Source organism: Ornithinimicrobium faecis (assembly GCF_023923225.1).
Taxonomy (GTDB): Bacteria; Actinomycetota; Actinomycetes; order Actinomycetales; family Dermatophilaceae; genus Ornithinicoccus; species Ornithinicoccus faecis.
The window spans coordinates 1353864-1376869 of record NZ_CP099489.1; the positions used below are offsets into that span (position 1 = coordinate 1353864).

A 23006-nucleotide genomic window follows, 5' to 3' on the forward strand; every position below is an offset into this window, starting at 1 on the left:
GTCCAGTGTGTTGACGCAGACCGAGGTGCCCGCCTAGGTTTGTGGCAACGCAAGGAGGCCTAGGTGGTGCCTGACGACACCGGAGCGCAGCTGACCACGCTGGCGGTTGACCCTGCCTCGAGCGAGCCGCCTTTCGCCCAGTTGCGGACCCAGATCGCCAACCAGGTCGCCAGCGGTGCCCTCAAGGCTGGCGACCGTCTGCCCACCGTGCGCCAACTCGCCGGGGACCTGGGGATCGCCGCCAACACGGTGGCCCGCGCCTATCGAGAGTTGGAGGCCGATGGCCTCGTGGAGGGTCGAGGTCGTGCAGGCACCTTTGTGATGGGACGCAGCGGACCGGAGGAGGCTGCCGACGCGGCCGCCTCGCTCTACGCCCGGACCGTCGCTGGCCTCGGCCTCGATCCTGCCGAGGCGCTCGCGATCGTTCGTCGAGCGCTGCGGGCCTGATCGGGGTGGCGTTAAGCGCCAGCTCTTCCGCCCACCAGGGCAACATTGCTGGCCCGGTCGGCAATCCAAACGTTGACCCGTGCCACCTCTCCAGCGGAGAGGTGCCTGACATCATCATGCGGTAGGCGGGCGTCCCGAAGCCACGTGTTGACCTCGTCCCACCGCCAGAGGCCGCCGCCGGTCAGCACGAACGGCTCAGGGAAGGGTCTTTCAGTCTGGCGCTCGCGCCGCACCCAGAGTCCGACAGCTTGGCGCGTCATGTCTGTGCGCTCCGCGATCTGGGCACGCGTGACGAGGTCGTCATACACACGCCGCACGCGAACGCCGTGCTGTCGAAGTCCCGTCACCGCCGCCTGAGCGGCGGCCACGGCATTCGTGTCTTCGAAACTCACGGTCAGCAGTGCCGTGCGACCGTGACCGCCGATGAAGCCGCCGAGCTCCTCGATGAGGGTCTGTTCCGTGTCGTCGTCGACGGGGTCAATGACGAACATAAGTTCATACTCGATCATGAGGTCGCCCGATGCCTTTCTGCGGGTGCGGTACGTCCAAGTAGACACTCAGAATGCCGTGTTGTCAATCGGAAACGGAGCGTTCGCGACCATGGCTACTTGACCAGGGCGTGCCCATCAGGGCAGTGCTCTGCGTTTCTCCGGAGACGTCGTGCTGCTGCTTCCGGGCGACTCGAGGTCCCGGGCACGGCTGCGCTGGTGCCGCCTTCGTCGTGCCTGCACGGACAATAGACGCGGTACCCGTGCCCTTGCTTCCGGATCCTCCAGCGCTTCTCATCGTGGAGCCACTTGACAGCGTCGAAGACCGGAGGGTCGACTCTTCCACGCAGGTCGGACGGTCTTAGCCAGTCGTCAGGCATCATTCCCCCATAGGACGTCAGGGAGGTGATGTTGCCACCGGGGTCTGACACCGCGAGCCGCTCATGTCAGGCGTCGCAACTAGCGTGCACAATCAGCCAACCGACAGGGGAGTGGACATGACTGTGCATGACGATGTGGTTGAGGTGCGGGGGCCGTGGTCGCTCGCGACAAGCAGGACGTTCTGGGAGGGTTTCGCTCCCGCGGCACTGCCGCCGGGAGCGGACGACTCCGTGCTGCGCACGACCTTCCTGACCGAGGGGGACTGGCGCCCTGCCACGGTCACCGTGAGCCAGGAGGGCGCCCAGGCTGTCCTGCGTGTGGAGGGCGAGGGTGATCTGAGTGCTGCGGCCGCGCAGGTATGCCGATTCCTGGCCCTGGATGTCGACGCCAGTGACTGGCCGGCGATCGGACAGCGTGACCCCGTGATTGGTCGGGCCCAGCGACTGCTTCCCGGACTGCGGCCGTGCGGTTTCCACTCGCCCTATGAGGCGGCGGCCTGGGCGGTGTTGTCCCAGCGGGTGCGGATCACACAGGCCGCGCGGCTCAGGTCCGACCTGGTGCGTGACCTGGGGGAGGGCGGAGCTTTCCCCACTCCGACATCACTGCTGGCGGCCGAGCTTGATCTGCCCGGCCGCAAGCCGGAGTATCTGCGGGCGGTCGCCGAGGCCGCCCTCGATGGCCTGCTCAACGGGGTGTCGCTGCGAGCGGTGGCTCCGGAGGAGGCCGTGGCCCAGGTGCAGGAGATCAAGGGACTCGGCCCGTTCGCCGCCGAGCTTGTCGTCCTCCGCGGTGCGAACGTGCCCGACGCGCTGCCGACCCACGAGCGACGCCTCGATGCTGAGGTTGCCGAGCACTATGGAGCAGATGCCAACCTGCCGCAGATCGCTGAGGCCTGGCGTCCGCTGCGGACCTGGGCCTGTGTGCACCTGCGCTGTCTGCGCGAGCAACGCACCGGTGAGATCAGTTGACCGAACCCGACCGTCGCCGATCTTGACGTGGTCCGCTCGACCAGTGCAACGGCATACCTGATCGGTGCTTGTTCGGCGTCACGAGATCTCGTGATCGTCAGCGCCAAACATGGGCAACAGGCTGCCCTCCGGCAACTCGGAGGCCACGGTGCTCATGCGCCACTTGTTCGTGAACAGGGCGACCAGGGTGCCGTCGGTGCGGCGCAGCACCTCGGCCCCTTGCTTGCCGTCGATGACGGGCGTGGCAGCGGTGGTGGTTCGACGGGCCAAGCCGTATCCGAGGGGTTCTAACAGGGTCTGGGCGCCGAACTCCTGCTCGAGGCGGTGAGTGGCGACGTCGAACTGCATGGGGCCAACAGCCGCGAGGACGGGGGCCTGGGCGCCGCGACGGTCAGAGACGAGGACCTGCACCACGCCCTCCTGGTCGAGCATGTCGATCCCGCGCCGGAACTGCTTGGTCCGGCTGGTGTCACGGGACCGCACGACCGCGAAGTGTTCGGGCGCGAACCGGGGCAGGGGCGGGTAGCGCACCGCGGGTCCGTCGTGGAGGGTGTCACCCACGTGCAGGGCGTGGGCGTTGACGAGGCCGACGACGTCTCCGGGATAGGCCTCATCGATCGTCTCGCGCTCGCGGCCGAAGACGGACTGGGCGTATTTGGTCTGGAACGGCCGGCCCGTCGCGGCGTGGGCCAGCACCATGCCCCGCTCGAAGCGGCCCGAGCACACCCGCATGAACGCCACGCGGTCACGGTGCGAGCGGTCCATCCCGGTCTGCACCTTGAAGACGAAGCCGGAGAACGGGGCGTCGACCAGGCGGGGTTGGCCGTCCACGTCGGTCCACGGCTGCGGCCGTGGTGCCAGCTGTTTGACGGTCTCGAGGAGCTCGGCCACCCCGAAGTTGAGGACTGCGGCTGTGAACAGCACCGGCGTGCTGCGGGCGGCGAGGAACTCGTCGTGGTCGTGGGTCTGCCCCGAGGAGGTGAGCAGCTCCAGCTCCTCCACGGCCGTCTGCCAGTCGGGTCCATGCCGGTGGGCGGCCTCCTGCGCATCGATCCGCTCGCGTCCGGCCAGGGTGGCCCCACCGGGCGTGCGGCTGAACTGGGTCATGCCACCAGTGTCGGAGTCGATCACGCCGCGGAAGTCGCCGGCGATCCCGACCGGCCAGTTCAACGGGGTCGGTCGAATCCCGAGCCGGTCAGCAATCTCGTCCAGCAGCGCCAACGGCTCCTGCCCGGGGCGGTCCCACTTGTTGATCACCGTGATCACCGGGGTGCCCCTGACACGACAGGCCTCGAACAGTTTGAGCGTCTGCGGCTCCAGGCCCTTGGCGGCGTCCAGGAGCATGACCGCGCAGTCGACCGCGGACAGCACCCGATAGGTGTCCTCGGAGAAGTCGGCGTGCCCAGGGGTGTCCAACAGGTTGATGACCACGTCATCGACTTTGAGCTGGAGCACTGCGGAGGTGATGGAGATGCCGCGGGCCTGCTCCATGTCCAGCCAGTCCGAGACCACGCCCCGGCGCGTGCCCTTGCCGTGCACGGAGCCCGCCTCGGCGATGGCGTGAGCGTGCAGCGCCAGGGCCTCGGTCAGGGTCGACTTGCCCGCGTCGGGGTGGGAGATCACCGCGAAGGTGCGGCGGCGTGGGGCCTGCCCGGCCACATCAGGATCGGGGGTTGAACTCATGCGCTCTCCTGTGGCCGCAAGTGCGGCGGCCAGATTGGTGGTGGTCCATCCCTGGCGAGCCGGCGGTTGGCCAGGTTGGTGAAGGTGTGCTGGGTGGCTCGCGTCAGTCGTCAGCCAGGCGTGCGGGGAAACCGCCAGTGGCGATCGGTGACCACCGGGTCGGGGTGATGCGCAGCAGAGACTTGCCCTGCGCCACCATGGCCTCGCGGTATTCGTCCCAATCGGGGTGCTCGCCGGAGATCGAGCGGAAGTAGTCGACCAGTGGCTCCACCGACTCCGGGATGTCGAGGACCTCGCAGTCCCCGTCGACCTGCACCCAGGGGCCGTTGAACTCGTCAGAGAGCACCACGACGCTGACCGTGTGGTGCCGCCGCGCGTTGCTGGTCTTGGCGCGATCTGGATAGGTCGAGATCACCAGACGCCCCTGCTCGTCGACACCGCCGGTCACGGGGGAGGCCTGAGGGCTGCCGTCGCCGCGCTGCGTGATGAGCACGAAGCTGTGCCGGGGGCGCACGAACTCCAGCAGCCCGTCGAGGTCGACCTCAGTCGTTGTCGCGATCGTCTTCGCCATGACCTCAGTCTCTCAGCCCGCGCTGGGGTGCGTTCCCGCGAGCATCACCAGCCTAGGCAGGTAGCATGATTGGGGCGCATGAGTTGAATACATTCCACTCATTGGACGCATATACCCAGGTCGCGAGAGAATATTGGCATGACCACGACGACTCGCACCCCCCACACTGTCGCCACCGTCTTCGGCCTTGGTGCTGTCTCCCGCACCCTGCGCGCCCGCCGCCAGCAGGACCCCGAGCGTGCCGAGCGTCGCCGGGTCGCCCGCCAGATCGCGTCCTACCCCGCCTCCCGCGGCGTCAGCCTGACCGTGACCTCGCGCGACGCCAGCCGCTGATCCACCCGCGGGCACGCACAGCCCACCACGAGCCGCACGTCCTTGGAGCGCGAGACAACGCTCCGACAGCGGTGTACTTTGGGGCTCCTCGCAACTGACACCGACGTCTGGGGGCCAACGGGTGAGCACATCGCCGAGCATCGAGCGTCAGGGTCGTGCCGCCTCCGGTCGGCCCCGCCTCGTCGAGCCCGCCCTGCTCGTCCCGTTCATCCTCGTCGTCGCGTGCTTCGCAGCTTGGGGAGCGGCAGCCAATCTGACGGACGTCCTGGTCGGCGTCTTCCGCACCATCTTCGACATGTCGAACGTGCAGTCCTCACTGGTGCAGTCGGCCTACTACGGCGCATACTTCCTGCTGGCGCTGCCCGCCGCGTTCATCAACAGCCGGTTCGGCTTCAAGGTCGGCATGCTGACCGGGCTGGGCCTGGCCGCCCTCGGCGGGATTCTGTTCTTCCCGGCCAGCCAAATGCTGGTCTATGAGGCCTTCCTCATCGCCTTGTTCGTGCTGGCGGCGGGGCTGTCCATCTTGGAGACCTCCGCGAACCCCCTGATCATCGCGATGGGCTCGGAAGCCACCGCCACCCGACGGCTCAACCTGGCACAGGCATTCAACCCGGTCGGTGCGAACATCGGCGTGCTGCTGGGCGCCCTGCTGATCCTGCCGGGGCTGACCTCCGAGGCGGCCAAGACGATCATGTCGTCCGAGGAGTTGCGTGCCAGCCAACAGGCCGACCTCTTCCTGGTGCTGCGCCCCTATCTTGGCATCGCCGCAGTGCTGGTGGTCCTGTGGCTGCTCCTGGCCTTCCGCAAGATGCCCGACCTGCCCGGTCAGCAGGCGGCGCTCGCCGACACCGCCGTGGGTGGCGGGGACAGCAGTCGCGTCGCGGGCCGGCTCTGGCGCAACCGCCGTTATCGCTTCGGCGTCGTCGCCCAGTTCTTCAATGTCGCGGCACAGACCTGCGTGTGGACCTTCACGATCATCTATGCACTGGATGTCGTCGGCGTCTCCTCCAGCGCCTCCGGTTGGTATCTGCAGGCCAGCCTCATCCTGTTCCTCATCGCCCGATTTGCCATGGTCTATCTGCTCGGGATCTTCCGCCCCGCCAGGCTGCTATTGCTCATGGCCGTGTTCGGTGTCATCTGCTGCCTGATCGCCATGTACTCACTCAACATGGTCGGGCTTATCGCGGTCGTGGCGATCTCGGCGTCGTTGTCGCTGATGTTTCCCACGATCTATGGCCTGGCCCTGGAGGGCCTGGGTGAGGACGCGAAGTTCGGCGCGGCAGGCCTGGTCATGGCGATCCTTGGAGGGGCGATCCTCCCGCTGGTCCAGGGCGCCGTCATGGACGGCGTGGGCGACACGGCCTTTGGCTTCATCGTCCCCGCAGCGTGCCTGGCCATGGTCGCCGCGTATGCCGTATTCGAGCTGCGTGACCGCCCGCAGCTTCCGGCTGTGGCTGAGGAGACATCATGAGCGTCCGCAGCCTGGCCGCGGCCGCGGCCCTGACCACCGGCTTGATGCTCACCGGGTGTGCGGGGGAGGACCCGGACGTCACCGTCGGGCTGATCACCAAGCAGGAGGACAACCCCTACTGGGTGACGATGCGGCAGGTTGCCGAGGAGACGGCTGGAGAGGAGAACGTCGATTTACTCACCGCCACCGGCACGAGTGACGTGGATGTGGACTCCCAGGTCGTGGCCTTGCAGGAGATGACCGCCCAGGGGGCGGACGGCATACTCATCGCTCCCACGGACTCCGAGGCTCTGGTGCCGGCCATCGAGGACGCCCGGGAGGCGGGTGTCACGGTGATCGCCGTGGACACCCCGACCGAGCCCGAGTCGGCGGTGGATGCCGTTTTTGCCACCGACAACCACGAGGCCGGCGAGTTGGTCGGGGAGTATGCCAAGGCCAAGGCCGAGGAGATGGGACTCGAGCCCAGGATCGCGATCCTGGACCTCGCTCCGGGCATCGCCTCGGGTGAGCAGCGCCGGGCCGGCTTTCTGGCTGGTTTCGGGATCGAGGAGGATGACCCGCAGATCAGCGGGTCGCAGGACACTGAGGGAGACCGGGAGTTGGGGGTGGTCGCGATGCGCGACCTGCTGGCCCAGGATCCTGGCATCAACGTGATCTATGCCGTCAACGAGCCGGCTGCCCTGGGGGCGGTCGTTGCGCTTGAGGAAGTCGACCGGGACCAAGGGGACGTCATCCTGGTGACCGTCGATGGTGGCTGTGAGGCGATCAAGGATGCCGTGCGGCCGGGGGACATTGACGCCACCGCGCAGCAGTATCCGGAGAACATGGCACGCGAGGGAGTGACCGCGCTGGCCGACCACGCCCGCGGCGGCCCAGCCCCCACGGGTTTCCTCAACACCGGCATCGTGCTGATCACCGGCAACCCCGCCCCGGGGGTCGAGTCCCGCGACGTCGCGTTCGGCGTGCGGAACTGCTGGGGATGACGAGCGAGCTCGACGGCTCGCGATTGGCCCCCGGGCCGGGGTGGGTGCTGGCTCAGATCTGTGCCTCCGCGGCCCCGAGCACGTCGTGCAGACCGAACTTGTCGTTGAAGGCATGCACTTCAAAGAAGATGAAGTGGTTCTCAGCCATGTTGTAGTTGCAGTCCCGGAAGTCCTTCCCCGTCGGGATCGCGCAGACGCCATTCCGGCCGTAGTCGGTCTCCCAGTGCACCTCGATCCGCCACCCGTCGCTCTCGAAGTCCTCCACGATGATGTGGTCCCCGTCCGGGTCGAAGCATCCGATCCCGAAGGTGTCGTCGCCGGTGCAGACCACAGACTTCGCCGGGGCGGGCCCCGACGAGGTGGCCGATGCGGCCGGAGCGCCGACCAGTCCTGCTCCCAACAAGCCGGCGGCCAGCACCCCCACCGTCCGGCCTGCCCTGGTCACGTTCTTGAGACGATTGCTGTGCGTCATTGCAGTTCTCCTTGAAGGTGTCGTGTTCACGTGCCGAGGACGCTAGGAGGAGAGCACGCCGCCGAGCGAGTCATTTAACGCTCCGCCCCAGGTCAGCGGCGCGAAATGCAGACGAAGGTCGGAGGCAGGCCCTACTTCCGTCGGGGCCCCCTGTGCAAAGTGGAACCTTCGGCATCCTGTGCGCCCTGACGACCGTCCCTACGCTGGAGTGGATGCGGCAACGGGGAACGACGTCCAGGGGAGATCATGAGCACGCGCAGTGACGACTGGGAGGACAGTGCGGTCGCGGGGCTGCGTCCACCGCGCGAGAGGGTCGACCCGCGGTGCCGGAGCTGGTGGCTCGCCCAGGTGGTGGTGAGCGCCGTCTGCGTTGTGGGACCGCTCTTCGTGCTCGGGCTGTCGATCGAGGCGGCCCGGTGGTGGTTCCTCACGCCGGCGATCGTCGCGGCGGTGCTGTCTGTCATGGCCATGGTGGTGGTGCCGCGCGTCCGGTGGGCGATCCACCGCTGGGAGGCGACGGACCAGGCGCTCTACAGCCGCTCGGGTCTGTTCTGGCACGAGTGGCGGGCGGCCCCGCTCTCCCGGGTGCAGTCCGTCGACATGGTCCGCGGACCGCTGCAACAGCGCTTCGGCCTGGCCACGATCTCGGTCACGACAGCCTCGGCCAAGGGTGAGGTGAAGATCCAAGCACTTGATGCGGACGTGGCAGAGGCGATGGTCGACCGCTTCACGTTGCTCACCGAGGCGGACCAGCAGGACGCGACATGACGGCGGTGAGCGGTCACGACGACTGGCAGCGGCTGGACTCACGGACCATCTGGGCCAGCACGATCCTCGGGGCCGGGTCCCTCATCGGTGCTGCGGCGCCAGTGGCCCTCGCCCTGACGATCGCCCAGGTGGGCACCGGCTGGATCCTGCTCTGGTGCCTGGGCGGCACGGTCGTCGGTTCCGTGGCGGTCGGGGTCTTCGAGGCGGTCCGGCTGGCGGTGACCCGCTATCGCGTCGGTGAGCACCGTGTCGAGCGACGCGTCAACTTCATCGGCAGCACGACCACCGCACTGTCGACACAGCGCATCCGCAACGTCGAGGTCGCGGCCGACCTCGTGCAGCGGCGCTTCGGCATCGCTGAGGTCCGGCTGGCCAGCGGCGACTCGGACGGTCCGCGGTTCAGTCTCGTCACCCTCGACCGCGAGCACGCCGAGGAGTTGCGCTCGCAGTTGCTGGGGGAGCGGGCCACGGCCGACACCACGACCCTTGCCGCGCACGACTGGTCGCTGCTGCGCTATGCCCCGGTGAGCGTCCTGACACCGGTCTTCGGGCTGCTGGCCTTTGCCGTCGCGTTCCAGGTCGCCGACTGGTTTGCCGTGGTGCCCGAGATGCTCGACTGGGTCACCGACGTCGTCGGAGACACCTCGTGGTGGCTGGTGGCGCTCGCCCTGGCCGTGGCCGCGCTGGTCATCGGGGTCATCAGCAGTCTCGTGACACACGTCGAGGCGTGGTGGGGCTATCGCCTGGAGCACCAACAGGACGGATCGCTCGACCTGCACCGCGGGTTGCTGATCGGCCGGGCCACCCACTTCGACGGGCGCCGGATTCGTGGCGTCCGGGTGCACGAACCGCCCGGCCTGCGCCGGGTCGGCGCCGCGCGCCTCGACATCATCGCGGTCGGCGTTCGGGCCGGGGCCGAGGAGTCGGGGCGGACCCGGCAGAGCCCCACGCTCGTCCCGAACGCCCCACGGGAGCTGATCACCTCGGTCGGGCAGACCGTGGTCGGCAGCGACTGGTCGGACGACCTGCAGTCGCACCCACCCGCGGCCCGAAGCCGCCGGTTCCTGCGGGCAGGGCTGGCCACCGTGGGCTGCATGCTCGTGTCCCTCGTCCCGGCGGTGGTGTGGCCCTCGCTGTCGTGGATCCTGCCGGCGACCCTCGTCGTGGCGGCAGTCGTGAGCGCCTGGGTCGCCCACGACAACACCCGCGGGTTGGGTCACCGCACCACCGACGACCACGTCGTCCTGCGCAGAGGCTCACTGCTGCGCCGCACGGATGTCCTGCAGCGCGACGGACTGCTCGGCTGGAACCTGCGGCAGAGCCCGTTCCAGCGGCCCGCCCGGATCGTGACCTTGGTGGCCACGTCGGCAGGAGGCACCGGTGCCTTCCGGCTCCCGGATGCCTCGGAGGCGCAGGCCGAGCGGTTGATGGACACCGCCAGCCCGGTCTGGGATCACCTCAGGGTCGGCGGCTGACCCGGGACCACTGCGACCTCGCCGGTCACCTGACCACCGGCGCACAGCGGCGTCGGCAGGTCCTGCGCAACGGCTGTAGGGGCACGGGCCGTCGAATTTCACCGGTTGTCGCGTCACCAGTCGCCTCAGGCCGCCTAGTCTCGTGCGCACCGCCGAACCTGGAGGACCGATGACTGCTGACTATTGGATCGTAGGAGCTCGTGTTGTTGACGGCACCGGCCAAGACCCTGCCGAGGGGGTGGCCATCCACGTCGTCGACGGCCGGATCGCCGACCTCGGGCAGGCACCGCCAGACGCCGAGACGCTGGACGCTGGCGGCCTCACCATCACGCCGGGTCTGATCGATGCCCACGTGCACTTCGGGCTGTCCAGCGAGATCACTCCGAGCCTGCGGCGTGAGCTCTCCGTCGCGGAGCTCGCGGCCGACATGTTTGCCAACTGCAGCAGCACCCTGGACGCCGGCTTCACCACGGTGCGGGACACCGGAGGCATCGACGCGGGACTGGCGCGTGCCGTGGCCTCGGGCAAGGTGCGCGGCCCCCGCATCCTGCAGTGCGGGCCGGTGCAGTGCCAGACCGGTGGGCACGGGCACCTCGCGGCGGAGTGGGAGCCGACCTCTGACTGGGGCGACCACGCCATCCCGGGCCTGCGGGCCATGTCCTTGCTGTCGGACGGCCCAGCCGAGATGCGCAAGAACATCCGCGAGACCTTCCGACTGGGTGCCGACTTCATCAAGATGTGCGTCACCGGTGGCGTCGTCTCCACCCACGACAAACTCTCCGACACCCAGTTCACCGTCGAGGAGATCGCCGTGGCGGTCGAGGAGGCGAGCGCGCGAGGCACCTATGTGACGGTGCACGCCCACAACAACGCCGGCATCCGCAACGCCGTCCTGGCCGGTGTGAAGTGCGTCGAGCACGGCTCGGAGATCGATGAGGAGACTGCGGCGCTGATGGCCCAGCACGGGGTCGCGCACGTGCCCACCCTGGCCGTGGTCCACGCACTGCTCGAGGACGCGGCCGCAGCGGGTCTGCCCCCGGAGATCCGGGACCGCATCGGACCGGCCCTGGATGGGCAGGTCGCGGGGCTGCGGGCATCGCGTGCTGCCGGCGTGCGGGTCGGCTCGGGCTCGGACCTCATCGGTCCGGCGCAGGGGCTGCGCGGGAAGGAGCTCACCCTGCGCAGCGAGGTCGAGACCCCGATGCTCGCGCTGGAGTCGGCCACCCGGGTCAACGCCGACATCCTTGGCGTGGGCGAGGAGACCGGCACCATCGAGGTCGGCAAGCTGGCCGACCTGACGGCCTGGGCCACGGACCCGCTCGCCGACCCCACGGCCTTCGGCGACCCCGACCAGGTGATTCTGGTGGTGCAGGCCGGCGCACTGGTCAAGGACGTGCGGCCGTGACCGCGCTGACCTACCGCCCACCGACCGGCAGCTTCCCCGTCGGTGTGCGTGACGGCGAACTGGTCGACACCACCTATCCCGTCCTGCGCACTGAGGATGCGGAGGGGCGACGCATCATGGTCCGCGCCTGGCATCCCGCGGCCGAGGACGGGGGAGCGCGCCGGCCCTATCTGGTCGGGGAGGAGGCTCAACTCGTCCAGTGGTGCCTCGGCCTCGCCGGGGCACCCTCGGACTGGGCCGGACAGCTCGGTGCGGTGGAGACGTTCTCCCAGCCGGACACTCCAGTCGCCCCCGGCACCTTCCCCACCGTGGTCTTTTCACACGGCGCGACGAGCTGGGTCTCGCAGAACACCCCGCTGATGGAGCACCTGGCCAGCCATGGGTATGTCGTGTGGTCCGTCACCCATCCCGGCGAGTCCAGCGGGGTCCAGTTTGCGGACGGCAGCACCGTCCGTCACGACGAAGCCTTCCAGGAGGCATTCCTGGGGATCGTCGGGACCCCGGACTACATCGGCAAGTTCACCGGTGACGTGGCGCACCGTCACGCCGCGACCCCCGGCCTGCTCGATGACCTCGGCATGGGGCCGTGGGCCCGTCGGTGGGTGGACGACCACCGTGCGGTGATCGACGCGATCGAGCAGGACTCGATCGACGGCGAGGCCGGCGCCCTGGTCACCAGCAGCGATCTCGGCGCGCTCGGCGTCGTCGGGATGTCGTTCGGCGGTGCGGCCGCAGCCTCGACCGCCCAGGTGGACGAGCGGGTGCGCGCCGCCGTCAACCTCGACGGAGGCCAGTTCCTGTCCGACCTGCTCGGGGTGGACGCGCGCGTGCCACTGCTGCACGTCTCGACCGATGCCGCAGCTGCGTTGGCCGCGGTGGGAGTGCCAGGAGCCACACTGCTGGAAACCAACGAATTCTTCTACGAGGAGCACACCCGCGCCGGGCTGCACGAGCACGTCCACCGGCTGCGCGTGGCAGCCGCCACGCACATGGAGCTGACGGACTTTGTGCTGCTCCCGCAGGACGAGCGCTCGACGGTCATTCCCGACGGCGGCACGGTGGAGTCCCAACGGGTCATCGACCTGCTCAACGCGACCGTCGGCGCCTTCCTCGACCAGGCGCTCCGCGGGGAGGACCGCGACTTCCCTGCCAGCGTGCTCCACGAGTTCCCCGAGCTCTCACCGGTCGACCTCAGTCCCATCCGGGACTGGGCGCGGGGCGAGCAGGGGGTGGGCGGCGCATGAGCAGCCAGCCCGAGATTCCCGCCGTCGACGAGCTCGGCGACCACTACCTCGACACCTTCACCGCGGCATACCCATTCACCGCGACCGTCTTCGGTCTTCCCGGCCACGACGCCGAGGTGCAGGACGTCTCTGAGCAGGGACGCGCCGACCTCGCCCGGACGATGGCACAGCTGCGGGACCAGGTCAGTGCCCTGGCCCCCGACGAGCTGACCCCGACGGAGCGGGCCTCGCGCTCACTGTTGCTGCACACCACCTCGACGGTGGTGGACTCCGTCGAGTCCCGCGAGAGCGACTGGCAGATCGGTGGACTGGTCGGGCCGGTGTATGCCGTGCTCGCAATGGTCCCCAAGGTCACCCTGGACTCCGCCCAGCGGGGTCAGGACTACGAGGCGCGCCTCGCCCGGCTCGACGGCTATCTCGATCAGTCGATCGACGCGCTGCGCCGGGGAGTGCGCGACGGCCTGGTCGCCAATCGACGTCTCGTCGAGTCGACGGTGTCCACCCTGGACGCCTATCTCGGTGCCGGCGTTGCCGCCGATCCGCTTCTGCAACCGCTCGGCCAGCTTGCCGACGAGGCAGGCCGGGCGCGGATCGAGGAGAGCGTGACGGGATCGGTCCGTCCGGCGATGGCGCGGCTCCGGCGGGCACTGGCCGAGGAGGTCCTGCCGGCGGCGCGCCCCGACGACCGAGGCGGCATGACCTACCTCCCGGGAGGAGACGAGGCCTACACCAAACTGGTGCGGCAGCACACGACCACCGACCGGACTGTCGAGGAGCTGCACGCCACCGGGCTGACGATCGCTGAGAAGCTCCGTGGCGAGTTCAGCGAGCTGGGCTCACGGGTGCTCGGCACCGGCGACGTCGCGGAGGTCACCCACCGACTGCGCGAAGACCCTGGCCTGCGCTTCTCCTCGGGCGAGGAGATGCTGCACCTGGCCTCCGAGGCGATGCGTCGTGCCGAGGAGGCCGTGCCGGACTGGTTCAACCGCTGGCACCAGGCGGCCTGTGAGATCGGGCCGCTGAACGCGGCCGAGGCCGAGACCTCCGCGCTCGGGTATTACCAACCTCCAGCCGGCGACGGCACCCGACCGGGGCGGTGCTGGTTGAACACCTCCCACCCCGAGGCCAGGCCGCGCTACGAGATGGAGACGCTCACCTTCCACGAGACGGTCCCCGGCCACCACCTGCAGTTCGCGCTCTCCCAGGAGCTGACCGAGCTCCCTGCCTATCGGCGGTTCGCCTATGTCACCGCCTTCGGCGAGGGGTGGGGTCTCTACACCGAGCGGCTCGGCGATGAGATGGGCATCTACTCCGACGATCTCGCGCGCTTCGGCATGGTCTCCTTCGACGCCTGGCGCGCCGCCCGGCTCGTCGTGGACACCGGCATCCATGCCCTGGGCTGGTCCCGCCAGCAGGCGATCGACTACATGTGGGACAACACGGCCCTGACCCGCGGCAACATCATCAACGAGGTGGACCGCTACACGAGCATGCCGGGGCAGGCCCTGGCCTACATGACTGGCCGGCTGGAGATCGTCCGGCTCCGCAAGGCCGCCGAGGCCGAGCTCGGAGCACGGTTCGACATCAAGGCATTCCACGACACCGTGCTCGGTGGTGGGTCCGTCCCGCTCTCCGAGCTGGCCGACGTGGTCACCCGCTGGAGCGCAACCCACGCCGATGAACCGGAGACCAAGGAGACACCATGACCAGTGCACCCACCGATGTTGACCTCACGACGCGCGCCTGGGGTGAGGGCGAGCGCGAGGCGTGCGCTGCCGCTCAGGTCGCGGACCGCACGCAGGCAGCGTCAGCTCGCGGACATCAGGGAGCCGTCACCGTGGCCCACGGCCCGCTCGCTGCCCGTGCTGGCCTGGAGGCCCTCAAGCAGGGTGGCAACGCCATCGACGCCGCGATGACCACGGCGCTGGCGCAGGTCGCGCTCACCGCCGGCGCCCCCATCAGCTATTTCGGGATCCTGTCGCTGGTCTATTACGACGCCGGCTCCGGGGACATTCACACGATGAACGCGGAGTGGAACACCGTCCGGGGCGAGGACGACCCGCTCACCATCCCTGGCAAGGTTGACTACAGCAGCGCGGAGGCGCTGCGCGGGCTGGGCGAGCCGAGTGGCCGGACGGCTCTGGTGGGCGGCTTCATGAAAGGTGTCGAGGCGGCGCACGCCAGGTTCGGCCGGCTGCCCTTCTCCGCGCTGTTCCAGCCGGCCATCGAGTTCGCCGAGGACGGGGTCCCGGTCAGCTCGTCGGCAGACATGGCCTTCACCATGCGCAGCGAGGATCTTGCTCGTCTGCCCGAGACCCGCGAGACGATGCTCAAGCCCGACGGGTCGCGCTACCAGACCGGTGAGATCCTGCACCAGCCCCGACTGGCCGACACCCTGCGCAAGGTCGCCGCAGAGGGGGCGGACTACATGTATGCCGGACCGTGGGCCGAGAAGCTCGTAGCTGCGGTGCAGGCAGACGGCGGTCACATGACCCTGGAGGATCTCTCCACCTATGACGTCATCTGGGGCGAACCGTTGGTGGCCGAGATCGCCAATGGCTATTCCGTGGCCGTCGCCGGACACCCGAACAAGGGCGGCCTGGCCCTCGTGGAGGCCCAGCACCTGGCTGAGGCCGCCGGGCTGCTCGGCGGCGAGCACTGGACCGAGTCGCCACAGACCCTGCGCACGGCCCTGGACATCACCTCGGTCTATGCCGCCTCCTACCTGCCACAGGAGACCGTTGAGGCGGTCTTCCCCGGCGTCGACTTCACGCCGGAATCACGGGTGACCCCGGCGCACGCCGAGCAGCTGTGGGAGCGCATCAAGGACGGCTCGCCGCTGGCCAACTGGAAGCGCACGTCCCCCATGCACTCCGACGACGTCGTGGTGATCGACGGCGAGGGCAACATTGCCGCCATCACCCACTCGATCAACTGCGTGCTGTGGGGCAAGACCGCGATCATGGTCGACGGCATCACGATCGGCGACCCGGGTGCCCACCAGCAGCACGAGATCGCCAGGGTCGAGCCCGGCGAGCGTCTGCCCGCCCCGACCGAGACAGGCATCCTGCTGCGGGATGGGGCTCCCGTCCTGGGCTTCGCCTCGATGGGAGCGGGGTTGCATCATCGGACCTTCCAGGGGCTGCTCAACTACACCGGCTTCGGACTGGGGCTGGAGGAGACGGCCAACACCGCTGACTTCTTCGGGCCCACCCCTGACCCCGCGACGGGCGAGCTGACCGCGGGCTTCCCGCAGGGTCGCTTCGACCACTCGGTGCTCGACGCGATGGGGATCGCCTGGCAGGAGTTCGGGGCCCAGGACGCGCGCTTCGGCGGAGAGGGCTATTGGGTGGCGATCGAGCGTGACCCCGACACCGGGGAGCTCCACGCGGTCTCGCACAACCGGGACAACAGCGACGCCGTCGCTTTCTAGGAGGCAGACACCATGACAGCAGATCTGCGCGACTCGCCGGAGTTTGCCGCGGTCACCGAGCACCTGAGCAGGGTCCACTCGCCGGGCTTCGGCCGGCCCCATGCCCTGAGCGGACTGCACGCGACCAGTGACGGGGAGCGAGCGGTGGTCACCGGCCTGGTCCACGACGAGCTGCTGGGCCTCCCACGGTCGGCACTGTTTCGCGCAACGGAGGGCGAGTTGCGGGAGGTCTCGTCGGTGCCCGGATCATCAGCCCACGGCGCCCGGTTCTCGCCCGACGGCTCAACCCTGGCCTTCCTGTCCGACCGGCGCACCCGCGGGGTCTCGCAACTGCACCTTCTTCTGGAGCGGCTCGGCGAGGCCATCGCCACCGCCGAGGTGCCCGGCACCGTGGAGTATGCGGAGTGGTCACCGGACGGCAGACGCGTCCTGCTCGGGGTCGCGGGCCTGGGTGCGGACCTGGCCGGCGCACAGGGCTCGGGCACGATCGGGACCACGCCGCGGACCGCGGAGAGCTGGCAGCCCCTGGTCGAGACCGGCGAGGGGGATGACGCGTGGCGCAGCCTGTGGACCCACACCATCGCGACGGGCGAGTTGACCCGCATCTCCCCGGAGGGCACGAACTGCTGGGAGGCCACCTGGTGCGGCCCGGACCGGGTGGTCACCGTCGCCTCCGATGACCCCAGCGAGGACAGCTGGTATGCCGCCACCCTCCGGGTCCTGTCGGCGGACGGCGACACCAGCGACGACGGCGAGCAGGAGCTCCTGCGCAGCGAGGTCCAGCTCGGCCTGCCCACGGGATCGCCGGACGGCAAGCACGTCGCGGTCGTCCAGGCCGTCTGCAGCGACCGCGGGATCGTGGCCGGTGACCTCACGCTCATCAACCTCGGCTCCGGCGAACAGACACTGATCAAGACCGCCGGCACCGACGTCACCTGCCTGCAGTGGATCGACGCTGGCCGGCTCGGCTATGTCGGCCAGCGGCGGTTGAACTCGGTCGCTGGCATCATCGACATCGCCACTGGGCAGACCCGGGAGGTCATCGACTGGTCCAACTCCTGTGGTGGACAGGCCCGTTATCCCAGCGCAACCTTCACCACGGACGGTCGCGTCGTCGCCATCGAGGACTCCTACGAGCTGCCGCCCCAGGTGGTGCTCACCGATGGTCAGGAACATCGCGTGCTGGGCTCGGTCGCACACCCGGGGACCGACTACCTCTCGTCCGTGGCGGGCACGGCCCGGCCGGTGACCTGGTCTGCCCCCGACGGGCTCGAGATCGACGGCGTGCTGTGCATCCCTCCCGGAGACGGTCCCTTCCCGCTCGTGGTCAACGTCCACGGCGGGCCGGTCTGGGGCTTCCGCAACATCTGGTCGATGATGCACGCCTGGGTGCCACTGCTGGTCTCTCGAGGATATGCGGTGCTCAACCCCAACCCGCGTGGCAGCGGCGGTCGCGGGCAGGAGTTCGCGGGCCGTGTGGTCGGCGACATGGGCGGTGCCGACACCCACGACTACCTCTCCGGGATCGACGCCCTCGTCGACCAGGGTCTCGTTGACCCCGACCGGGTCGGGCTGATCGGCGGCAGCTATGGCGGCTTCATGTCATCGTGGCTGGTCACGCAGGACCAGCGCTTCGCCGCTGCCGTGCCGATCTCGCCGGTCACCAACTGGTATAGCCAGACGTTGACCAGCAATATCGGTGGCTGGGGGATGTCCTTCCTGGACGGCAGCCTCGAACAACCCGGCGGGCAGGCGCACACCCGCAGCCCCGCGTTGCAGGCCAGCGCGGTGCGCACCCCATGTCTCAACGTCGCCGGGGCGCTGGATCGCTGCACGCCGCCGGGCCAGGCGCGCGAATTCCACCAGGCGCTGCGAGCTCACGGGGTCGACTCCGAGCTGGTCATCTATCCCGAGGAGGGCCACGGCGTCCGCGCCCACCCCGCCCTCGCCGACTTCCTCACCCGCACGCTGGACTGGTTCGGGCGCTACATGCCTGCCGGCCACCCCTGAGTCGACTCGAGCGACTCAGGGGGCCGGCCCCACCGCAGCTCGTGACGCTAGCGGGGGAGCAGCTCGGCGCGGACGTTCTCGGCCACCAGCGGCAGCGGCAGCCCGGCGGATCGGAACACCGCATCGTGGAAGTCGGAGACCCTGAAACTCTCACCCAGAGCAGCCCGGAGGTCCTCGCGGAGATCGAAGAGGAAGTCGTCACCGAGCTTGTAGGCCAGGGCCTGACCCGGCAGGTCGCAGGAATAGCGCAGCGTCTCGGAGTCCACCTCGACCGGTGACATGAAGGAGTGCTCGTTCATGTAGTCCCGGGCCCGCTGCAGGTCCCAGCCCAGCGCGTTCATGCCGGTGTCCACCACCAGGCGGGTGGTGAGGAAGGCCTCCATGACGAGGCGGCCAAAGCGCTCCTCGGGCTCGCGATACATCCCGATCTCGCCGGCGAACCGCGCGGCATACTCCGCCCAGCCCTCGTTGAAGGCATTGATGAAGCTGTGCTTGCGCAGCGGGTGGAGGTCCTGGGCCTCCCGCTGGCTGGCCATGTGGAAGTGATGGCCGGGCACGAGCTCGTGATAGTTCAACGCAGCGATCATCGGCAGGGCGGTCTGGGCCAGGTTGACCGCGTTGAACATATAGAGACCGACGTTGCGATCGACCTGCGGCACCGAGTAGTAGCCGAAGGTCATCGACCCGGACACCGCCTCTGGCAGGGCCGCGACGCCGTAGGGCGAGTCCGGCTGGACGCCGAAGTGCTGGTCGATCTCCGGCGCCAGGCGGTCGATGTAGCGTTGGAAGTGCGCGGCGATCTCGTCGGGGGTGCTGGCCCGCCACCGTGGGTCGTCGTGCAGGGACGCCAGGTAGTCCTGCGGGCTCCCCGCAAAGCCGGCGGACGACATCAGGTCCCGCATCTCCTCGTGGATGCGTGCCATCCGGGTGTGCCCGCGGTCGTGCACCTGCTCGACCGTCAGATCCAAGGTGGTGTGGACCCGGACCAGCTCGGCATAGATCTCCTCGCCACCGGGATACTGACTGATGCCGACCTGCTCCGGTGCCCGCTCGGCATACGCCGGGTCGTCCAGCAGGTGGAGCAGCTCGTCGAACGCGGGCTCGACCTCGGTGGTGATCCGGCGCTCGACATGCTCGCCGACCGGGTGGGACGAGCGCTCAGGGGCCGCTCGCAGGGTGCGGCCCGCGACCTCCTTGAGCCCCCGGACTAGCTGGACCGACTTGCCGAGCTGGGGTGCGGGCAGATAGATCCCGCGCTCCGCCTGGCCCTTGGTGCGCTCGGTCAGCTGACGGATCAGCCGGGCATAGTCACCGATCAGGGACAGGTGGCGGTCGGCGTCGTCCGGTCCGTCGATAACGACCTGGTCCAGCGTCTCGTGGATCGTGTTGAGCACGAAGCCGCCCGAGTAAGCCGTCGGCGCGAACATGCCGTAGAAACCGACACCGAGGGGGTCGGAGGCCAGCCAGTGCCAGTCCTCCTCCCGTGCCCACCGATCGGCCAGCGTGCGCGCTGCCGCGACGGTGACAGCAACATCCGATGGCAGCAGGTCGATGTCCAGGCCGGCGATGTGCCGCTGGATCTCCTGCCCCTCCCGGGCCTTGCGGGTGGCCTCCTCGAGCCCGATGTCAGGCAGCACAGACAGTGTCCCGCTGAGGTCTCGGGCGATGAAGGGGGACCGGGAGTAGGTCGCCCAGGTGTCGTCCAGGACGCCCTGCGCGGCAGCTAGTGCGTGCTCGGGGGCGGTGCTCATGACAGGCCTCCTGCCGCGCCCTCGCGGCGCGGCCCGGTGCTGGCGTGCAGCGTGCTGTCCGTCCCGCGCCAGCAGGCCTGATAACTGCCCATGTGGTAGTCGTAGGCGGGCAGGGGGTTGACCAGGACGCCCAGCTGAGCCAGGTCGCGCACGTAGTCCGGGCTGACCCGGCTCTCGACGGAGAGCACGTAGTCGTCGGCGAGTGGGAGCATCCGGGGCCGTTCCTCCGCCCCGTGCGGGTCGTCGCCATAGAGCAGGACGTTGGCGAGCACCTGGGGGACCGTGCAGTGGACATTGCCCGGACTGCCCAGCGCCATGATGACCTCACCGTCTCGGCGGACCATGGTGTTGCTCAGGATCGAGCGCATCCCGCCGCCCCCGGTGAGCCAGCCGGAGATGGGAGAGGTCAGCGCGTTGATCTGGTGGCTGCCCACCATCGGGACGCCGTCCACCACCTCGCCGGGGATGCCGCCGCTCTGCAGGGTGTTCATCATCTGGGCCCAGTTGCCGTGCTCATCGATCACACTGAGCTCGCAGCTGCCGGCGGGCTGCTTGGAGGCGCCGCCCGCAGCGAACAGGGCCGTCTTGCCGCGGGTGAGCTCGATGTGCTCGGTCAGGTCGATCTTGGGCAGGCTGCGGCGCAGCTTGTTGGCCAGGAACGCGTGGAACTCGGGGTCCATCAGCGTCGAGCTGGGGTCCTCGAAGATGGCCGGGTCATTGATGAAACCGCACTCCAGGTGAGCGAGCCTCAGGGCGTGTGCCATGTAGTAGCCCGCCCGCGGCGACTCCGTGAAATGACCCAGCGACGTCACGTCCAGTGCGTCGAGGATCCCGATGACGATCGCGCAGTAGACCGCCTGGCGGTCCGGGGCCGACAGCTGGGAGACCTCGAAGTCACCCAGCGTCCACGTGGCCGGGTCGGACCAGCGCGGAGTCCAGTTGAGGTGATCGAGCTCGATCGACCAGCCCACCTGCGCGGCGCGGGCGACGAAGTGCTGCGCCCACTCGCCGGTGATGAAGTGGTCGGGCCCCTCTGCCGCCAGTGCCTCCATCGTGTCTGCGAGCACCGGCTGGGCCCAGACCTCGCCGGCCTGCGGGAGGTGTCCGCCGGCGGTGAAGTGTTCCCGACCTGACTGGGTGTAGAGGAACAGGTCGACGGTCTGGGCCATCACCAGATGCTCGAAGGAGGACACGACGTGCCCCTCGCGCGCGGCGGCCGCAGCAGGGGCCACCAGTGCTCCCCAGTCCTTGGTCCCGAACCGCTCGTGGATCGCCTTCATCCCCGGCATGAACCCCGGGATCACCGACATCGGACCACGCGACCCGGCGGCCGAGTAGAGCCCCTTGCCGCCCGGGACCGGGTGGTGAGCCGCCAGGCCCGGGACGATGCGGCCCATCGAGTTGAGCTCGCTGATCTCGTCGGTCTCGGCCGAGTAGAACAGCCCTGTGACGGTGCCCGTGTGGTTCGTCATGTCCTGCTGGACGACGGCCTGCACGATACTGCCGGCAACGACGGCATCGGCGGCCGTCCCGCCCGCGGCGAGCACGTCCAGCATGGCCTCGGTCACCGTCGGGTGCTGGCTTGAGGCCACGGCGCGCTGGGATGTCGCGCGACCCTTGTCGCCGACCCTGCCGCTGCCTTCGGCGAGGACAAATGATGACTCGTGCTGGCCCATGGTGCTCCGCTCCGTTGCCGACTACATGCTGGTGCTCCGCAATCTAATGACTCGCGGCAAGGCGGTGGTGCCCGGATCGTGGAGAACCCTGCGGCACATTTCTGCACCTGTAGGACCGGCCAAGGGCCGGTTAGATGCGGCCGGTCAGGCGCGCGATCTTCAACCCCAGGTGGGCGATGAGGCGGTCATCGCCGCTGGAAAGGTCGAGCCCGGTGACCTCCTGGATGCGACGCAGCCGGTAATACAAGCTGGTCCGGTGGACGAAGAGTTGCTCTGAGGCTGACCGCACGTCGCCAGCATTGTCCAGGAAGGCCTCGAGCGTCTGGACCAGGGGTTCAGCCTGTCCCTGCTGGGCCAACAGGGAGCGCAGGCCGGGATGGAGCATGGTGTCCAGCGCCTCGTGGGGCACCTGACCGAGCAACTCATACACTCCGAGGGTCTCGACGAGGGTGACCTCCTCGAACACCTGCACCTGTCGGCAGACCTGGGCGGTCCGCCGTGCCTCGTCATAGGACCGTCGCGCATCGAGGAGGTCACGATAGGTCCGGCCGATCCCCACCCAGCAGTGCTCCGCGTCCGACTTGGCCATCACCGCCTCGCGCAGGGTCGTGCCGAGCTCGACCAGCTCCTCACGCGCCGAGGGCCCCGTTGGGACCGCAACGATCAGCACGGCATGGTCACGATGCTCGAGGGTGATGACGTGTCGGGACTGTCGCTTGCTCCGCGCCGCCTCCAGCCCGGAGCTGAGGGCCAGCTGGTCGGCGTCGGTGCGCTGCTGTCCAGACCGTGCGAGCGTCACCACCACGGCAGCAAACGAGTCGGCCGTGAACAGTTGCTCCACCACCATGTCGTCAGCGGCGGAGGCTCGCTGGCTCTCGACCTCACCCAGCAGCTCCCCGAGCAACCGACGCTCACGCTCGCGGTCCAGGCCACCCTGCAGATATTCGCGGTGCATGAGCAGTGCGGCGTCGGAGGAAGCCCGGGCGATGGCCTCGTGCTGGTCCTCGCCGACCGGGCCGTCGGAGGACAACAGCCAGAGGAACCCCAGCCGGGTCTCCTGATAGACGATGTGGTGCCCGATCCGAGGGTCGTGCAGCCCCAGGTCCTGCCGCGCCGTGACGGTGAACAACCCCTCGGAGTCACCACCGGCGCACGAATACACATGGTCGACCACTGCCTTGGGCACCGCCCTGCGCAGGATCGAGCCTGCCCGCACGGCATCGACATCCCGCTGGTGAGGGCTGTAGGCGAGCAACTGCACGCGCGTGTCATCGATAGCCACTGATCGTCCCAGCCGGCGCGCGAGACTCTCCGCGAGCTGTTGGAGATTGGAGGCCACGTCGTGAGTGTAGCCACCGGTTCCATTCCACAACTGTGCGAACGGTCGGCTCGAGATTGCGACAGATGCACGGCCCACGGAGGTCTCTCGCGTGGTCTGCTCTTACGT

At 68.9% G+C, this 23006-nt stretch carries 19 protein-coding genes; 12 read left to right on the forward strand and 7 right to left on the reverse strand.

The genetic code is table 11. From position 1 onward, the window contains the following. Nucleotides 1-63 precede the first annotated feature (63 nt). On the forward strand, nt 64-447 hold the full coding sequence (locus NF556_RS06325; RefSeq protein WP_252594640.1) for a GntR family transcriptional regulator: 384 nt from the start codon (nt 64-66) through the stop codon (nt 445-447). Between the two features lie 11 nt (nt 448-458). Here NF556_RS06325 and NF556_RS06330 read toward each other — a convergent pair whose 3' ends face one another. After that, a complete protein-coding gene (locus tag NF556_RS06330; protein ID WP_252594641.1) occupies nt 459-956 on the reverse strand; it encodes a helix-turn-helix transcriptional regulator in 498 nt (165 codons plus the stop codon). Between the two features lie 476 nt (nt 957-1432). On the opposite strand from NF556_RS06330, the gene NF556_RS06335 reads away from it, so the two are divergent. After that, nucleotides 1433-2284, forward strand: coding sequence for a DNA-3-methyladenine glycosylase family protein (locus tag NF556_RS06335; RefSeq protein WP_252594642.1), 852 nt, complete (start codon nt 1433-1435; stop codon nt 2282-2284). A gap of 78 nt (nt 2285-2362) precedes the next feature. Here NF556_RS06335 and NF556_RS06340 read toward each other — a convergent pair whose 3' ends face one another. Both NF556_RS06340 and NF556_RS06345 read right to left on the reverse strand, forming a co-directional pair. Beyond that, nucleotides 2363-3967, reverse strand: a complete 1605-nt coding sequence (locus NF556_RS06340; RefSeq protein WP_252594643.1) for a peptide chain release factor 3 — start codon at nt 3965-3967, stop codon at nt 2363-2365. A gap of 103 nt (nt 3968-4070) precedes the next feature. Then, a complete protein-coding gene (locus tag NF556_RS06345) occupies nt 4071-4538 on the reverse strand; it encodes a PPOX class F420-dependent oxidoreductase (protein WP_252594644.1) in 468 nt (155 codons plus the stop codon). A gap of 138 nt (nt 4539-4676) precedes the next feature. On the opposite strand from NF556_RS06345, the gene NF556_RS06350 reads away from it, so the two are divergent. The 3 genes from NF556_RS06350 to NF556_RS06360 all read left to right on the forward strand — a co-directional run bounded on the left by NF556_RS06350 (nt 4677) and on the right by NF556_RS06360 (nt 7325). Continuing rightward, nucleotides 4677-4871 (forward strand): hypothetical protein, encoded by a 195-nt coding sequence (locus NF556_RS06350; RefSeq protein ID WP_252594645.1) that lies wholly within the window; start codon nt 4677-4679, stop codon nt 4869-4871. 121 nt (nt 4872-4992) lie between these two features. Then, nucleotides 4993-6342: an L-fucose:H+ symporter permease gene (gene fucP / locus NF556_RS06355; RefSeq protein WP_252594646.1), complete on the forward strand. Its 1350-nt coding sequence runs from the start codon at nt 4993-4995 to the stop codon at nt 6340-6342. Then, nucleotides 6339-7325, forward strand: a complete 987-nt coding sequence (locus NF556_RS06360; protein WP_252594647.1) for a substrate-binding domain-containing protein — start codon at nt 6339-6341, stop codon at nt 7323-7325. The genes fucP and NF556_RS06360 overlap by 4 nt, the downstream gene beginning before the upstream one ends. A 52-nt stretch (nt 7326-7377) precedes the next feature. Here the strand turns inward: NF556_RS06360 and NF556_RS06365 are convergent, their stop codons facing one another. After that, nucleotides 7378-7797, reverse strand: a complete 420-nt coding sequence (locus NF556_RS06365; RefSeq protein WP_252594648.1) for a hypothetical protein — start codon at nt 7795-7797, stop codon at nt 7378-7380. A 246-nt stretch (nt 7798-8043) separates the two neighbouring features. Between NF556_RS06365 and NF556_RS06370 the strand changes: the two genes are divergently transcribed. The 7 genes from NF556_RS06370 to NF556_RS06400 all read left to right on the forward strand — a co-directional run bounded on the left by NF556_RS06370 (nt 8044) and on the right by NF556_RS06400 (nt 18132). Beyond that, on the forward strand, nt 8044-8565 hold the full coding sequence (locus tag NF556_RS06370) for a PH domain-containing protein (protein WP_252594649.1): 522 nt from the start codon (nt 8044-8046) through the stop codon (nt 8563-8565). Further along, nucleotides 8562-10040: a PH domain-containing protein gene (locus NF556_RS06375; RefSeq protein ID WP_252594650.1), complete on the forward strand. Its 1479-nt coding sequence runs from the start codon at nt 8562-8564 to the stop codon at nt 10038-10040. Before NF556_RS06370 ends, NF556_RS06375 begins: the two co-directional genes overlap by 4 nt. A gap of 169 nt (nt 10041-10209) precedes the next feature. Continuing rightward, a complete protein-coding gene (locus NF556_RS06380; RefSeq protein WP_252594651.1) occupies nt 10210-11445 on the forward strand; it encodes a metal-dependent hydrolase family protein in 1236 nt (411 codons plus the stop codon). After that, nucleotides 11442-12689, forward strand: coding sequence for an alpha/beta hydrolase family protein (locus tag NF556_RS06385; protein WP_252594652.1), 1248 nt, complete (start codon nt 11442-11444; stop codon nt 12687-12689). Before NF556_RS06380 ends, NF556_RS06385 begins: the two co-directional genes overlap by 4 nt. Then, nucleotides 12686-14395: a DUF885 domain-containing protein gene (locus tag NF556_RS06390; protein WP_252594653.1), complete on the forward strand. Its 1710-nt coding sequence runs from the start codon at nt 12686-12688 to the stop codon at nt 14393-14395. Before NF556_RS06385 ends, NF556_RS06390 begins: the two co-directional genes overlap by 4 nt. Next, on the forward strand, nt 14392-16122 hold the full coding sequence (locus NF556_RS06395) for a gamma-glutamyltransferase (protein ID WP_252594654.1): 1731 nt from the start codon (nt 14392-14394) through the stop codon (nt 16120-16122). Before NF556_RS06390 ends, NF556_RS06395 begins: the two co-directional genes overlap by 4 nt. A 12-nt stretch (nt 16123-16134) precedes the next feature. Beyond that, nucleotides 16135-18132: a S9 family peptidase gene (locus tag NF556_RS06400; RefSeq protein WP_252594655.1), complete on the forward strand. Its 1998-nt coding sequence runs from the start codon at nt 16135-16137 to the stop codon at nt 18130-18132. A gap of 47 nt (nt 18133-18179) precedes the next feature. On the opposite strand, the gene NF556_RS06405 is transcribed toward NF556_RS06400, so the two are convergent. From NF556_RS06405 to NF556_RS06415, 3 genes are all read right to left on the reverse strand, one after another. Then, nucleotides 18180-19883 (reverse strand): DUF885 domain-containing protein, encoded by a 1704-nt coding sequence (locus tag NF556_RS06405; protein WP_252594656.1) that lies wholly within the window; start codon nt 19881-19883, stop codon nt 18180-18182. After that, nucleotides 19880-21559 carry a gamma-glutamyltransferase gene (locus tag NF556_RS06410; RefSeq protein ID WP_252594657.1) on the reverse strand — a complete coding sequence of 560 codons (1680 nt, stop codon included), beginning with the start codon at nt 21557-21559 and terminating at the stop codon, nt 19880-19882. The genes NF556_RS06405 and NF556_RS06410 overlap by 4 nt, the downstream gene beginning before the upstream one ends. A 130-nt stretch (nt 21560-21689) precedes the next feature. Further along, entirely contained in the window at nt 21690-22898 is a 1209-nt protein-coding gene (locus NF556_RS06415) for a PucR family transcriptional regulator (RefSeq protein ID WP_252594658.1), read from the reverse strand. Nucleotides 22899-23006: the final 108 nt, after the last annotated feature.